A 14,822-nucleotide genomic window follows, 5' to 3' on the forward strand; every position below is an offset into this window, starting at 1 on the left:
GGAAGTGAATTCCACCACTATGGCACGTACACCATTTATTGCTGGTAACTGGAAGATGAACCTGAACCATCTCGAGGCTATCGGTGTGGTGCAGAAACTCGCGTTCGCTCTGCCGAAGGAGTACTACGACAAGGTTGACGTCGCTGTCATCCCGCCGTTTACCGACCTACGTTCGGTCCAGACTCTGGTTGAGGGCGATAAGCTCGGCGTCACTTACGGTGCGCAGGATGTCTCAGTCCACGAGTCCGGCGCTTACACCGGCGAGATTTCCGCCTCGATGCTGGCAAAGCTCGGCTGCACCTGGGTCGTCGTTGGTCACTCCGAGCGTCGCGATATGCACGCAGAGGACGATGAGCTGGTCGCAAAGAAGGCCAAGGCAGCACTGCGCGAGGGCATGAACCCAATCGTCTGTGTCGGCGAGCCGCTGGAGGTCCGAGAGGCCGAAGAGCACGTCGATTACGTTGTCGCTCAGGTCAAGGGATCCCTGGCTAACCTGACCAACGCTGAGCTGGCCAAGACTGTCATCGCTTACGAGCCGGTCTGGGCTATCGGCACCGGTAAGGTCGCATCGGCTGCAGACGCTCAGGAAGTCTGTGCAGCTATCCGCGAGACCGTCGCTGAAATTGCGGACGAGAACATCGCAAAGGAAATGCGCATCCTCTACGGTGGTTCCGTCAAGGCCGAGAACGTCGCTGAGATCGTCGGCAAGCCCGATGTCGACGGCGGCCTCGTCGGTGGCGCTTCGCTCGACGGTGAAGCATTCGCGAAGCTCTGCGCACTTGCTGCAGATGCCGCTCAGAACGCCTAGGTGCATATAAATTCAGAACAACTGATAAGATAGGCGTCATGCGCGACCCCGGATTGGTTTTATTGATTCTCATAAAACCGATTCGGGGTTATTGCCTTTAGGCGGACTCAACCCAGGCACACCGACTGGCAATGTTTTAGCGCAATACATTTCCCGAGGCTTTCCACTTGGAATGCCCGGCAATTTTCAAAGGACGTGCTCAATGAACGAACAAGTACATCGTGACACTGACCGACACACTGCAAGCAATGAGCAATCTTCATCGACCGCTACCGCGAAGCAGCAGGACTTGCTCTGGGAGGATATTCGCCACCTGGGTCGAATTCTTGGGCAGGTAATCCGCGAGCAAGAGGGTGACGAGGTCTTTAACCTGGTCGAAAATGCTCGCCGTGCAGCCTTCGAACTCCATCGTGGCGATGGCGACATCGAGAAGCTCACCGGCCTCTTCCGCGATATTGACCCAGCCGAGGCAAGCCCTGTCATCCGTGCTTTCACGCACTTCGCACTTTTGGCTAACCTCGCTGAGGATTTGCACGAGGAGCTGGGCATCGAGGCATCTCTCGATGCTGGCGATCCACCGCAGGACTCCACTCTGGAGGCAACATGGCAGAAGCTTCGCGACGCCAAGGTTTCCAGCAGCGCCATTGCGGACATGATGGACCACATTGAGGTCGTCCCGGTTCTGACCGCACACCCAACGGAAACTCGTCGTCGCACAGTGTTCGATGTGCAGAAGCACATCACGGCCGCAATGCGGCGCCGCCACGAGATTCAGGCGGCCCCGATGAATGCGCGCACCGCGGACCGACTCGCTGAGATTGATGCCGATATCCGCCGCCGTATCCTGACGCTGTGGCAAACGGCTCTCATTCGCATGAACCGCCCGGACATTCGCGATGAGGTCGAGGTTGGTCTTCGCTACTACCAGCTTTCTCTGCTGGAAGCTGTGCCACAGATTAACCGAGACGTCGTCAAGCACTTGCGTCAGCTCGGCGGAAACAAGTTGCCGGCTAACCCAACGATTCGCATGGGCTCGTGGATCGGCGGTGACCACGACGGCAACCCATACGTGACGGAGGAGACGCTGCGCTACGCCTCCGATAGGGCAGCGGGTACGATCCTGCGTCACTACTTCTCGCAGCTGCACCTGCTGGAGCGCGAGCTCAGTCTCAGCGACCGCCTGACCAAGGTCACCGTGGATCTGGTCGCTCTGGCCAGCCGCGGCCACAATGACGTACCTAACCGCGAAGATGAGCCGTACCGTCGTGCGGTTCACGGTATCCGCGGTCGCGTGGCGGCAACAGCGGTGAACTTCTTCGACGAGTCCATCATTGAGGGCGACTGGTCGGAATTCACTCCGTATGACAGCGCCGAGGAGCTACTTGAAGAGCTCTCGATTATCGACGACTCACTGCGGTCCAGCCACGATGACCTCATCGCCGATCACCGCCTGCGCGATCTGATTGATTCAGTCGAAGTATTTGGTTTCCACCTGTACTCGATTGATATCCGCCAGAATTCGGACTCTCATGAGGAAATCCTCACCGAGCTGTTCTCCGCTGCCGGTGTGGTGGACAACTACGCGGGATTGAAGGAAGCCGACAAGGTCGAACTGCTGACCAAGGAACTGCAGTCCTCCCGTCCGCTGGTTTCGACTTCCGCAGATCTTTCCGAAGCTACGGCTCGCGAGCTAGGCATTATGCGTGCGGCATCTCGTGCGGTGCGCAAGTACGGTCACGACGCGGTACCGCACTGCATCATTTCGATGTGTACATCGGTCTCCGACCTGCTGGAGCCGATGATTCTGCTCAAGGAAGTCGGTCTGATTCGCCCGAATGGCTCGCAGCCGACCGGTTCTGTTGACGTCATCCCGCTGTTCGAAACCATCGAAGACCTGCAGGCTGGTGCCGACGTCCTGCGTGCTGCGTGGGACATTCCGGTCTACCGTGCATACGTCTCCGCACGCGGAGATCTGCAGGAAGTCATGCTCGGCTACTCTGACTCCAACAAGGACGGCGGGTACTTCGCTGCAAACTGGGCGCTTTACGACGCGGAGGTCGCCATCGTGGCAGCTGCGAAGGACAACGACATTCGCCTGCGTCTCTTCCATGGCCGCGGAGGTACTGTCGGCCGTGGTGGCGGTCCGTCCTACGAGGCAATCCTGGCGCAGCCTTCCGGCGCAGTCCAGGGGTCGGTGCGTATCACCGAGCAGGGCGAGATTATCTCTGCCAAGTACGGTCACCCTGCAGCGGCACGCAGGAACCTCGCCGCGCTGGTTTCGGCAACGATTGAGTCGACTCTGCTCGACGTCGATGACCTGAAGAACCCGGCTCGCGCCCACGAGATTATGTCGGAGATTTCCGACCTGTCTCGCGAGGCCTACTCGAAGCTCATGCACGAGGACCCGGGCTTTATTGACTTCTTCACTTCCTCGACCCCGGTCGATGAGATCGGCAGCCTGAACATCGGTTCGCGTCCGACCTCACGCAAGCAGACCCAGACCATTTCTGACCTGCGCGCAATTCCCTGGGTACTGTCCTGGTCGCAGCAGCGTTCTATGGTGCCGGGCTGGTTTGGTGTCGGCTCTGCACTGCAGGAGTGGATCGGCGAGGACGAAGACGGTTCCCGCCTGGCTGAGCTCCGTCAGCTCAACGAGATTTGGCCGTTCTTCAATTCGGTGCTGTCGAACATGGCGCAGGTCATGTCCAAGGCTGACCTCAACCTTGCGCGCGCCTACGCTAGCCTGTGCCAAGATAAGGCCGACGGTGAGCGCATCTACGGCATCATCAAGGCAGAGTTCGACCTGACTTTGGAGATGTTCCTGAAGGTAACCGGGTACAAGGACCTGCTTGAAGACAATCCGCTGCTCAGGCGCTCGGTGGACATGCGCTTCCCGTACCTTATGCCGCTGAACATCATCCAGCTGGAGATGCTGCGTCGCTACCGTGCCGGCGATAATCGCGACAAGGTGCGTCGGGGCATTCAGCTGACCATGAATGGTTTGGCAACTGCACTGCGCAACTCCGGCTAGGAATTCGCCTAGGGATACGGCTAGGGATACCTAGCCAGCGGAGCAATTGCGCTAGTATAGTTGGAGTTCTTAAAGAAGCGACGTTTCAAAAGGAAGTGCGCGTGTACCTCGCCATTCAGATTGTCCTGGTCATCACATCCATCCTGATGACGCTGTTTATCCTGCTCCACAAGGGTAAGGGTGGCGGACTGTCCAGCCTCTTTGGTGGCGGCATGCAGTCGAATCTGTCTGGTTCGACTGTGGTGGAGAAGAACCTTGACCGCGTCACTATTGTGACCGTGATTATCTGGTTGCTCTGCATTGTCCTGTTGCTGCTGTTCAATACTTTCGGCTGGTAGGTTCCGCACGCAGCACGCCCCACCGCAGGCCTTTAAGCAATAAAAATTCCCGTCGATAGCATTTCGCTTATCGACGGGAATTTGCTGTTTCTGGGCTGTTAGCGGTGAAGCGGAAGCCTAGAGCTGCGCAGCCGCAGCATCGTCAACAAAGACAACGGTTTCCTGAACACCGCGAACCCCGGCCGCTGGCCACTGCGCTGGGTCGTCCTGCTGAGCGATAGCTGCAATTGCCTCAGCCTTTTCGCCGCCCGCTACAAGTAGCCACACACGCTGAGAGCTGGCGATGGCCGGCATCGTCAACGTGATGCGGGTCGGCGGTGGCTTCGGGCAGTTATGCACGTCCACGACCAAGCGTTCCTGCTCAGCCAGCGCTGCGGTATGTGGGAAAATCGAGTTGATGTGTCCCTCTCCGCCCATACCAAGAAGGTGAAGGTCAAAGCCATTTGGAGCCATCTCCCGAACGATAGCTTCGTAGCTTTCGGCGGCCTCCGTGGTGGTCACGCCGCTGTCGGCAGCGGCAAACTCGAAGATGTTTTCCTCCGGCACGCCGACAGGGGACAAGAGACGCTTACGAGCAGCCAACGCATTGCGATCTGCCGAGTCGGCAGCGACAAAACGTTCATCTCCGAAGAACACCAGGACTCGGTTCCAGTCGATGTCTCCGGAATCGTCGGCAAGCGCACTGAGCAAAGCGGTACCCGCGCCGCCACCGGTGAGAACGACGCGTACGAAACCGTCATCGGTGACCGGAGAGGCGTTGCCATGTAGGACGGCGACAACCGCATCGATGAAGCGCTGACGTGCAGCCTCGACGATACCCGCCTGGTCAGCGGCGCGGTGGAACTGAGGGGCAGGGACGGTATTCGACGCGTTATCGGTGGTCACTTGTCAGAGACTCCTGGTTCGTTAGCGAAGCTAGTTGTTGTGGACGTCGGAGGTTGCATTCCCACCGTGTGAATCTGGCTGAGGCCACGCAGGGCACGTCCGTAGGCAGTATCGTGGTCGAGGTGACGCAGCTCCTCTGCCAAACATTCGGAGCGTGTTGGACGCGATACTGCAACCTTGAACGGGGGCTTTTCTCCGTTGGTGACCGATGCAGTGGTGGCGCTTTCAATATCGATGCGCAAAGTCTGGCCATTTTCACGCTCAAAGGCGACGGAGGTCACCGGTGGCTTGGCGCGGCCCTTTTCGTCCACCGGAATCTTCTTCTCACCGGTGGAGTAACGGTTGACCGGCAGCCCCAGGCGATCTGCCAACCATCCAGCGGCGACCTCGACCGATGGCGAGTCCTGTGGGCCGTAGATGGACACGGAGGTCACCGGCGAGTGCGGCGGCAAGTCGAAAGCGGATGCCAACACACCGCGCCAGTTCGTCAGCCGCGACCAGCTCAGGTCGGAATCGCCGGGCGTGTAGCCCGTACGGCGCGTGTAGATAGCGTTGCTATTCGGGTCACACAGTGAATCGGTGATACGGCGCTGGGCAATTCGGCCGATTGGTGTCGCCGCTGGGACCTGCGGCGCCTCAGAAGGCCACCACGCCACGACCGGCGTATCCGGCAGCAGCAGGGGAGTCACCACAGAGCTGTGGTGCTGACCAATCTCTCCGGACATGTGCATAACGACGATCTCAGCGGCACCGGCATCACCACCGACGCGGAGTTCCGCGTCAAGGCGATTGTCCAGGCGTGGATCATCGGAGACCAATACCAGCACACGGGATGGGTGCTCGCGGGAAACGGAGTTGACCGTGGAAATAATGTTTTCCAGGTCGTCTTCGCTTTTGGCCAAAACAATCAGGGTGAGGACACGGCCTGTGGTGACAATGCCGCCCTGCTCTCGAAGCTGCACCAACTGACGAGCAATGCTCGCGGTGTCAGTGTCTGGCAAATTGACAATCATGAAAGTGTTCTTTCTGTCAGAAAATTCTTAAGAACTGAGAGGTCGGCGGCCTATGGCCGTCGCCAAGCGCGACCGTCGCGCTCGAGCATGTGGTCAGCGGAGGAAGGCCCCCACGAACCTGCGGGGTAGCCCTCGGGACGACCGCGCTTGGCCCAGTACTCGATGATGGGGTCAAGAATCTTCCAGGACAGCTCGACTTCCTCGTTGGTGGGGAAGAGGCTGGCTTCGTCGAGAAGCGCATCCAGAATCAGGCGCTCGTAGGCCTCTGGCGACTGCTCGGTAAACACCTCGGAGTAGGAGAAGTCCATGTTGACATCGCGCACCTCCATGGCCGAGCCCGGGACCTTCGAGCCGAAGCGCATGAGCACGCCCTCGTCTGGCTGAACACGGATGACCATTGCGTTCTGGCCGAGTGCGGCAGTCATTGTCTCTGCGAAGGGCAGGTGAGGTGCGGACTTAAAGACCAGCGCAATTTCAGTGACGCGGCGGCCGAGGCGCTTGCCGGTGCGCAGGTAGAAGGGGACACCGGCCCAACGACGGGAGTTGATCTGCAGCGTACAGGCGGCGTAGGTCTCGGTCGTGGATTCGGGGTCGAAGCCTTCCTCATCGCGCAGCCCCGGCACGAAGTTGCTGCCCTGCCAATCCGCCGTGTACTGGCCACGAGCGGTGTATTTCGAAAACGGACGCACTGGCTCGACGGCACGCAGAACCTTGATCTTTTCCGCTTGCAGCTCTTCCGGGGTAAAGGCGATGGGCTCTTCCATTGCCACCAGCGCCAGGAGCTGCAGTAGGTGGTTCTGAATCACGTCACGAGCTGCACCAATACCGTCGTAGTAACCAGCGCGACCGCCCAAACCAATGTCCTCGGCCATGGTGATCTGGACGTGGTCAATGTAGTGAGAATTCCACATCGGATCGAACAACTGGTTGGCAAAACGCATGGCCAGAATGTTCTGGACGGTTTCCTTGCCCAGGTAGTGGTCGATGCGGAACACAGCGTCTTCTGGGAAGACCGAGTTCACAATCCGGTTGAGTTCCTGAGCGGAGGCTAGATCGTGTCCGAATGGCTTCTCAATAATCACGCGACGCCAATAATCCTCGCCCGACTGCGCCAGACCCGAACGATCGAGCTGATGACAGACATCGGGGAAGTTAGCTGGCGGAATGGACAGGTAGTAGGCCCAGTTGCCAGCGGTGCCGCGGGAGCGATCGAGCTCTTCAAGTTGTGCGGCCAGGCGATCGAAGGCCTCGTCATCGGTGAAGGTACCGGTGACAAAGTGAATGCCCTCAGCCAGGCGCTGCCAGACACTCTCACGGAAGTCTGTGCGGGCGCCCTGTTCCACTGCGGTGCGCACATAATCCTCAAAGTCCTGTTTCGACCATTCGCGACGACCGTAGCCAACCAACGCGAAGGAGGCAGGCAGTAGACCGCGGTTGGCCAGATCGTAAATGGCAGGCAGAAGCTTCTTTCGGGCCAGATCGCCCGTCACTCCGAAAATCACCATGCCACCCGGGCCGGCAATACGCGGCAGGCGTTTATCCTGCGGGTCGCGCAGCGGGTTGATGTATCCGTCGTGGTTGGTGCTGTCGTCTCCGTTGTGCGGAGAGCTGGCAGTAGGGGAGTTCGAATCGTTGCGTTGCAGAGAATCACTCACGGTTTACATAATGTCATATCGAGAAAAGTCCGGTGGAATCGTTTCCGATTCCTCCGATGGGGCCTTGACGGGCCCCTTTCTTCTGCCATAGGTTTATGACCTAGGTGGTATACCCATAAACCACGGAGGTGGATATGCAGGCGAAGGAGGCGGACCCTCGGCCCATCTACGTCCAGATCGCCGAGGATCTGAAATCAATGATTTTGTCCGGGGAGCTCTCGGCTGAGGATCGTGCCCCTTCAACCAAGGAGCTCTCGGAGTTCTATCAGGTCAACCCAACCACGGCCGCCAAGGCCATGACGGAACTGTCGATGGTGGGGCTTGTGGAGAAGAAAAGAGGACTCGGCATGTTTGTCACTCCAGACGCCCGTAACCGCATTCGCGCTGAGCGTCGTGAAGCGTTCCAGCGCACCTACATCGAGCCATTAAAAGCGGAGGCCGGCATTCTCGGCCTCACGCTCCACGACATCATCGCCATGCTGGAGGAGGAGAAATGAGCATCTACGGCGTGATTGGCCCCAACGGCGCCGGCAAGACTTACTACCTGCGTACCCTCGCGCAGATGCCTACGGCGGCCCTGGCGAAGGCTGCACCCGACACCCAGGTCTTCGGTGCCACCCCGCGCGAATATTTCCAGATCCTGCGCACCGGCTGGGATCAGCTCGATGTGCCCCACGCGGAGTCCCTCCTCGATTTCCCCGCTGACACCCCTATCAAAAAGCTCAGCCTGGGCCAGCGCCAGCTGCTCATCGCCGCTGCCACCCTGGCATCGGGCAAGGAAGCATTGCTTTTCGACGAGCCCTTCAACGGCCTCGATGTCGAGCACCGCGCCACATTGCGCGGCATGCTTATCGACTCGGCCGAATCGGCCGACATTGTGGTCACCTCGCAGCACTCCCAGGATCTAGCCGGCCTAGTGGACACCTTGATTGTCATCCACAAGCAGGATGCGTACGGGCCCTATGACGTCGATAAGCTGCGCGCTAGCCATCCGGTGCTGCGCGGCCCTACGGATCTCGTGGCGCAGGTGGCCGGCCAAGTGCTCGCTAAGAAAACCCTCGGCGAGCGCTGCGAGGCAATCCTGGCTACAGAGCTCAGTTCGTCTGCCGCTGCGCATGCCCGCGCCCTCGGCGTTGAGGTGAGCTACCTCGACCCCGCGGCCCTCATCGACCTCGCAAGCACCTCCTCCTACATCGAACGGAGCAAGAAATGAGCACCGGAGCTTTCATCGCGACCAACAAGAAAACCTTCCTCGGTGTTGCCGCCGTGGCCATCCTGTACTCGGCCTTCGGGCGCATGCTCGTAGGCAGCGGAACCGGTAACACCTTGCTTGGCATTATCGCGCTGGGCATCCTCTTCCTCATCACAGCCCGGCGTTCGGTCACACTGCGCGACTACGGCGTGAGCACCTCCCGCTGGGTACGCTCCGCAATCATCGCAATCTTGGGCACATCGTTGGTGGCTACCGCCTTCATCGTCACGGCGATGGTCATCGAACAGAACAAGTCCGGTTACTACCGCGGATTCGATAGCTTCATTGTCACCTCCGGACCGGCCCTGTTTCCGGACACTAACGGGGAGCTGTACATGATTGAGGATTCCGGGCAGAACTACACCACAGTTCTGCTCACCGCGCTGTGCGTCTTCTTGAGCTTCCTCATGGCTACCGTGGCGAGCACCGCAGTCGGCACCGTCGCCGGCGCGAAGGGCACTCGTGCAGGATCGATCACCATTGGCCTGGCCCTGGTCACGCTCTTCCTCTTTAGCTATCTGCTGGACGTGACCGACTCCATACCGGGCGCCCCCTGGCCGGCTGTGCCGATCTTTGCCTCAATCATCACCGTAATCTCTGCGTTCGTGATGGCCTGGGCATTAAAGGAAGAGAAACGCCCGCTGCCCACTGTGCGCCCCGCCTTCGCCGCGTCCTAGCTCCATTAAAAAAGCTCCCCTGCGCGGGGAGCTTTTTCATGTCCAACGTTGAAAATTCGGGTTAAGTAGCACAACAGGCGAACCGAAACTGACAACCCCAAAAGTTACGGGCTGCAGATGTGAAACTGTGCAAGTTTATGACACCTTCAGGCTATTTTTCGGGCCGTTTTTGACATAAACGCAGTCAGTAACTCGGAGCGCCAGGCGACCTGCTGGCGCCAGCCAGAAACGCAGCCACTACCAACAGGCACCTAGATAATCAGCAGGCTTACTTCAGCTGCTCCATGCGCTGTGCAATCGACTCGAGCAAGGACTGCCAGGAGTCCACGAACTTCTCCACGCCCTCGCGCTCCAGGACAGCGAAGACGTCATCGAGGTCGATGCCAATCTCGCTGAGCTGAGTCATAACGGCATTGGCTGCTTCCCCCTGGCCGCTGACGGCGTCGCGAACCTCGCCCTCGAAGCCCCCGGCAGCACGCAGCGTCTTCTCCGGCATGGTATTCACAGTCTGCGGTGCAGCCAGCTCAGTGACGTAGAGGGTGTCCGGGTAAGCCGGGTTCTTCACACCGGTCGAAGCCCACAGCAGGCGCTGCGGCTTAGCACCGGCGTTTTCCAGCTGTGCCCAGCGAATATTCTGCGCCGAGAAAGTCTCCTCGAACTTGGCGTAAGCTGCACGGGCATTGGCCAGACCAGCCTTGCCGCGCAGAGCCAGGGCCTCCTCGGAGTCGATCTTGTCCAGGCGAGCATCGATTTCGGTGTCAACGCGGGAAACAAACAGCGACGCAACAGAGTGAACCGAAGCCAGGTCTACGCCGTTGTCCTTCGCACGCTCAATGCCCTCGATGAACGCATCAATGACCTGCAGGTAGCGCTCCACCGAGAAAATCAGGGTGACGTTTACCGAGATTCCCTCGGACAGAGCCTGGGTGACAGCCGGCAGGGAAGCATCGGTCGCCGGAATCTTAATCATCGCGTTCTGCTTGCCGACGCGCTCCCAGAGCTTACGGGCCTGCGCAATCGTGGCCTCGTAGTTGTCGGCGTAGCGAGGATCGACCTCGATGGACACACGGCCATCGACACCGTCGGTTTCTTCGGATACACCAGCGAAAAGGTCACAGGCATCGCGGACGTCGTCGATTGCCATCGCGAACACAGCATCTGCCGGGTTCGCACCCTCTGCAGTGAGCTGCGCCAGCTGAGAGTCGTAATCCTCACCGGCGGTCATCGCCGAAGAGAAGATTGCCGGGTTAGTAGTGACACCGACAACCCGAAGCTCTTCAATAAGATTTTTCAAATCGCCCGAGGTGAGGCGCTGGCGCGAAAGATCGTCGAGCCACGCCGAAGTCCCTACCTTGGCGAGCGCTTCCATCGTGGTGTTTCCCATAGTGTTTAACGCCTTTCTGTCAATACCGCTTCGTTGCCTAAAGACTTCGCTAAAAGTTGTATGTCCTTAAACTACTGTGCGTCACAAACAATACTGGCGCTACCGGAGCGCGGTACGGTTTTCACAAATCCCGTCCCGACAACGGCCGATAGCGCCAGGTTTTAACAAACTTACTTAGCAGCCTCGATGGACTCCTTGGCGGCATCGACAACAGCCTCTGCTGTGATGCCGAACTTCTCGAACAGCTCCTTGTACGGAGCCGATGCACCGAAGTGCTCCAGGGAGACAGCGCGACCAGCATCACCCAGGTGGCGGTACCACGGCATTGCAATACCGGCCTCAACCGAGACACGAGCGCGGACGGACTTCGGCAGAACCTGCTCGCGGTAGGCATCGTCCTGCTGCTCGAACCAGTCAAGACACGGAACGGAGACAACGCGGGCGCTGACGCCTTCCTCAGCCAGCTTGTCAGCAGCTTCGACAGCGAGGTGAACTTCCGAACCGGTAGCCATCAGGATGACGTCCGGGGTCTCCTTGGCGCCGTCGACAAGCACGTACGCACCACGACGGACGCCCTCAGCGGCCTTCTCCTTGGTGCCTTCCAGGACCGGAACGTTCTGGCGGGTCAGAGCCAGAGCCTTCGGGCCTGCCTTTCCCTGAAGAACAGCGGCCCAAGCCTGAGCGGTCTCGTTAGCGTCAGCCGGGCGGACAGTGGACACACCCGGGATAGCGCGCAGCGAAGCCAGCTGCTCAACAGGCTGGTGCGTCGGACCGTCTTCGCCCAGACCAATGGAGTCGTGAGTCCAGACATAAATAGGGGAAATGCCCATCAGCGATGCCAGGCGGACAGCCGGACGCATGTAGTCCGAGAAGATAAGGAAGGTGCCGCCGTACGGACGGGTACCACCGTGGAGCAGAATGCCGTTGAGAATCGAACCCATGGCGTGCTCACGGATACCGAAGTGCAGGTTGCGGCCGTACGGGTCGGTGGTCCAGGTGCCGGTGGTGATGGACTTCGGGCCGAAGGACGGCTCGCCCTTCAGGACGGTGTTGTTGGAGCCAGCCAGGTCAGCCGAGCCACCCCACAGCTCCGGCAGGGTCTTGCCCAGTGCCTGCAGCGCGGCCTCAGAGGCCTTGCGGGTAGCAACGCCCTTCTCGTCCGGCTCCCAAGTCGGCAGCTCAGCGTCGAAGCCCTCCGGCAGCTCGCCAGCGGTCAGACGGTCCAGCAGAGCTTTGCGCTCCGGGTTAGCCGCAGCCCACTCATCAAACTTGACCTGCCACTGTGCATGAGCCTCAGCACCACGCTCAACCAGCTTGCGGGTGTGCTCAATGACCTCGTCAGCGACGTCAAAGCTCTTGTCGGTATCGAAGCCGAGAGCTTCCTTGATGCCGACAATCTCCTCGCCACCAAGAGCAGCACCGTGCGAAGCGCCGGTGTTCATCTTCGTCGGAGCCGGGTAAGCGATCACAGTGCGAACGCGAATGAAGGTCGGACGCTCCGTATCCTTCTTGGCCTCCTCGACAGCAGCCTCGAGTGCTGCGACGTCCTCGCCGCCGTCGACCTCAATGACCTGCCAGCCGTAAGCACGGTAGCGATCCGCGACATTCTCGGTGAAAGCAATGGTGGTGTCGTCCTCGATGGAGATGCCGTTGTCATCCCAGAAGACAATCAGGTTGCCCAGCTGCTGAGTGCCGGCCAGCGAGCCGGCCTCGGCAGTGACACCCTCCTGAACGTCACCATCAGAAGCGATGACGTACACGTAGTGATCAAACGGAGACTCACCCGGAGCAGCTTCCGGGTCGAACAGCCCACGTTCCCGTCGCGAAGCCATGGCAAAACCGACGGCCGACGCCAGCCCCTGACCCAGCGGGCCAGTGGTGATTTCCACGCCGTCAGTGTGGCCGTATTCCGGGTGACCCGGGGTGAGAGCGTCCCACGTACGCAGCGCCTTCAGGTCATCGAGCTCCAGGCCAAAACCGCCGAGGTACAGCTGGACGTACTGCGTCAGAGAGGTGTGACCACAGGAGAGAATGAAACGGTCACGGCCGATCCACTTCGTATCCTTCGGGTCATGGCGCATAATGCGCTGGTAAAGAGAGTAAGCCAGCGGTGCGAGGCTCATCGCAGTGCCGGGGTGCCCCGAACCTGCCTTTTCAACGGCGTCTGCGGCCAGCACACGGGCCGTATCAACGGCCTTCGTATCCAAGTCAGACCAGTCCGAGGGGTAGTTGCGCACAACCCGTGCTTCATGCTCAGTCGACAGTGTCACGTGAATGACTCCTAGTATCCAAATGGATTAGTAAAATTCTCCTCCATACTAACTAGGATTGCGCGCTCCGGGTTCAAACCGGCCCGAATAGCTGAGAGATAAGTCTCAGAGGGCGCGCCGCACATGCTTTACGACGGTCATTATTGGAACCGTTATGATTACCGGTAAACTGATTGCCTGCCCCTCATTTAATTTTGCGGAAAAACTCGTCGGGAACTTTCCGACCGTTACATCCGACTATCTGTAAACGGGGGGTTTGTTTATGGCGCGTGAAAGGGACATTGCTTTGTTGGAAACAGTCAAGGCGTATATTGCACTGACTAAGCCAAGAATTATCGAGCTCCTGCTCGTCGCGGCCATTCCCGCAATGCTTCAGGCTGATCGCGGTCATGTTCACGTTGGACTGATTCTTCTCACCTTGTTCGGTGGTTGGCTGGGTGCAGCGGCTGCGCACACCTTCAACATGGTCATGGATTACGACATTGACCAGAAGATGCGCCGTACTCGCCGTCGCCCGCTCGCGCGCAACCAGGTTAGCCGTCGAGCGGCAGCGATTTTCGGCACTGTCTTGATGATTGCGTCGTTCCTATGGCTGTGGTTGCTGTGTAACTCGCTGCTGGCCGCCGTTTTCATTCTGATTACGATTGCCTTCTACATCTTCGTCTACACGTTGTGGCTGAAGCGCCGTACTGATCAGAACGTAATTTGGGGTGGCGCTGCGGGGTGTATGCCGGTGATGGTCGGCTGGGCCGTAATCACTGACAACAACCCGGAGATTACGGGGCTGGCTCACTGGTGGCAGGCATTCATCCTGTTCCTGCTTATCTTCTTCTGGACTCCGCCGCACACCTGGGCATTGGGCCTGCGCTACAAGGAGGACTACAAGGCCGCTGGCGTGCCGATGATGCCAGTGGTCAAGCCGGCAATCGTCGTTTCCAAGCGCATTATTTACTACACCGCCGCGACCGTGATTACCACTCTGCTGTTGGTTCCGTACGCGGGTTGGATCTATCTGATTGGCGCCGTTGGCGCTGGTGCCTGGTTCCTGTGGGGCGCCATTGACCTGCACCGCCACGTTAAGACCGGTGGCAAGATCAAGCCGATGAAGCTGTTCTTCATGTCGAACAACTACTTGTCTATCGTCTGTGTGGCGCTTTCTCTCGATGCCGTACTCGGATTGCAGACAATTTCGAGCATGTTCTAGGGCAGCTGCTGAGCTCCTTTGAAGAGGCCCTTTCCGGTTGCGGGAAGGGCCTCTTTTTGTGTGTGGAGATGGGCACGGGCTGCAAATGTGAAACTGTGCGAGTTTATGACACTTTCAGACCATTTTTCGCGCGATTTCTGTCATAAACATAGTCAGTAACTCGGATCGATAAGTGGGCAGACCGCCCCCTTGCACCGCCCGCGCAGCCCGCGCAGCCCGCTAGCCACTGGGAAACGCACATCCGAGCACACGGAGCCGAGCAGACAGCAGAACCGCCTAAACACGCACAACCAAAGCGCGTGTTT

General features: G+C 59.1%; 12 protein-coding genes. 7 read left to right on the forward strand and 5 right to left on the reverse strand.

The genetic code is table 11. The annotated features are described in order from the left end of the window. Positions 1–19 precede the first annotated feature (19 nt). The 3 genes from tpiA (at position 20) to secG (ending at position 4,177) form a co-directional block, all read left to right on the forward strand. A complete protein-coding gene (gene tpiA, locus HMPREF2820_RS02395) occupies positions 20–808 on the forward strand; it encodes a triose-phosphate isomerase (RefSeq protein ID WP_070602743.1) in 789 nt (262 codons plus the stop codon). 202 nt (positions 809–1,010) lie between these two features. Further along, positions 1,011–3,839 (forward strand): phosphoenolpyruvate carboxylase, encoded by a 2,829-nt coding sequence (ppc, locus tag HMPREF2820_RS02400; protein ID WP_070602598.1) that lies wholly within the window; start codon positions 1,011–1,013, stop codon positions 3,837–3,839. A gap of 101 nt (positions 3,840–3,940) precedes the next feature. Further along, positions 3,941–4,177 (forward strand): preprotein translocase subunit SecG, encoded by a 237-nt coding sequence (gene secG / locus HMPREF2820_RS02405; protein ID WP_005510775.1) that lies wholly within the window; start codon positions 3,941–3,943, stop codon positions 4,175–4,177. Between the two features lie 117 nt (positions 4,178–4,294). Here secG and pgl read toward each other — a convergent pair whose 3' ends face one another. The 3 genes from pgl to zwf are packed head-to-tail and all read right to left on the reverse strand — an operon-like array spanning position 4,295 to position 7,730. Continuing rightward, the gene (gene pgl, locus HMPREF2820_RS02410) at positions 4,295–5,062 is read right to left on the reverse strand and encodes a 6-phosphogluconolactonase (protein ID WP_049172945.1); all 768 of its coding nucleotides are present in this window, start codon (positions 5,060–5,062) and stop codon (positions 4,295–4,297) included. Next, positions 5,059–6,075 carry a glucose-6-phosphate dehydrogenase assembly protein OpcA gene (locus HMPREF2820_RS02415; RefSeq protein ID WP_016422736.1) on the reverse strand — a complete coding sequence of 339 codons (1,017 nt, stop codon included), beginning with the start codon at positions 6,073–6,075 and terminating at the stop codon, positions 5,059–5,061. Before HMPREF2820_RS02415 ends, pgl begins: the two co-directional genes overlap by 4 nt. Before the next feature lie 50 nt (positions 6,076–6,125). Next, the gene (gene zwf, locus HMPREF2820_RS02420; protein WP_016422737.1) at positions 6,126–7,730 is read right to left on the reverse strand and encodes a glucose-6-phosphate dehydrogenase; all 1,605 of its coding nucleotides are present in this window, start codon (positions 7,728–7,730) and stop codon (positions 6,126–6,128) included. A gap of 134 nt (positions 7,731–7,864) precedes the next feature. Between zwf and HMPREF2820_RS02425 the strand changes: the two genes are divergently transcribed. Genes HMPREF2820_RS02425 through HMPREF2820_RS02435 form a run of 3 tightly spaced genes read left to right on the forward strand, consistent with a single transcriptional unit; the run spans position 7,865 to position 9,659 of the window. After that, positions 7,865–8,227 carry a GntR family transcriptional regulator gene (locus tag HMPREF2820_RS02425; protein ID WP_049190738.1) on the forward strand — a complete coding sequence of 121 codons (363 nt, stop codon included), beginning with the start codon at positions 7,865–7,867 and terminating at the stop codon, positions 8,225–8,227. After that, the gene (locus HMPREF2820_RS02430; RefSeq protein ID WP_070602600.1) at positions 8,224–8,943 is read left to right on the forward strand and encodes an AAA family ATPase; all 720 of its coding nucleotides are present in this window, start codon (positions 8,224–8,226) and stop codon (positions 8,941–8,943) included. Before HMPREF2820_RS02425 ends, HMPREF2820_RS02430 begins: the two co-directional genes overlap by 4 nt. Continuing rightward, positions 8,940–9,659: a hypothetical protein gene (locus HMPREF2820_RS02435; RefSeq protein WP_070602602.1), complete on the forward strand. Its 720-nt coding sequence runs from the start codon at positions 8,940–8,942 to the stop codon at positions 9,657–9,659. Before HMPREF2820_RS02430 ends, HMPREF2820_RS02435 begins: the two co-directional genes overlap by 4 nt. A 268-nt stretch (positions 9,660–9,927) precedes the next feature. Here the strand turns inward: HMPREF2820_RS02435 and tal are convergent, their stop codons facing one another. After that, a complete protein-coding gene (tal, locus tag HMPREF2820_RS02440) occupies positions 9,928–11,043 on the reverse strand; it encodes a transaldolase (RefSeq protein ID WP_070602604.1) in 1,116 nt (371 codons plus the stop codon). 170 nt (positions 11,044–11,213) lie between these two features. Next, positions 11,214–13,313, reverse strand: a complete 2,100-nt coding sequence (gene tkt, locus HMPREF2820_RS02445; RefSeq protein WP_070602605.1) for a transketolase — start codon at positions 13,311–13,313, stop codon at positions 11,214–11,216. A gap of 289 nt (positions 13,314–13,602) precedes the next feature. Here tkt and HMPREF2820_RS02450 point away from each other — a divergent pair, with 289 nt between their 5' ends. Further along, positions 13,603–14,517: a heme o synthase gene (locus HMPREF2820_RS02450; protein WP_172954651.1), complete on the forward strand. Its 915-nt coding sequence runs from the start codon at positions 13,603–13,605 to the stop codon at positions 14,515–14,517. Positions 14,518–14,822: the final 305 nt, after the last annotated feature.

The organism is Corynebacterium sp. HMSC064E08 (assembly GCF_001811805.1).
In the GTDB taxonomy this organism is placed as follows: domain Bacteria; phylum Actinomycetota; class Actinomycetes; order Mycobacteriales; family Mycobacteriaceae; genus Corynebacterium; species Corynebacterium jeikeium_D.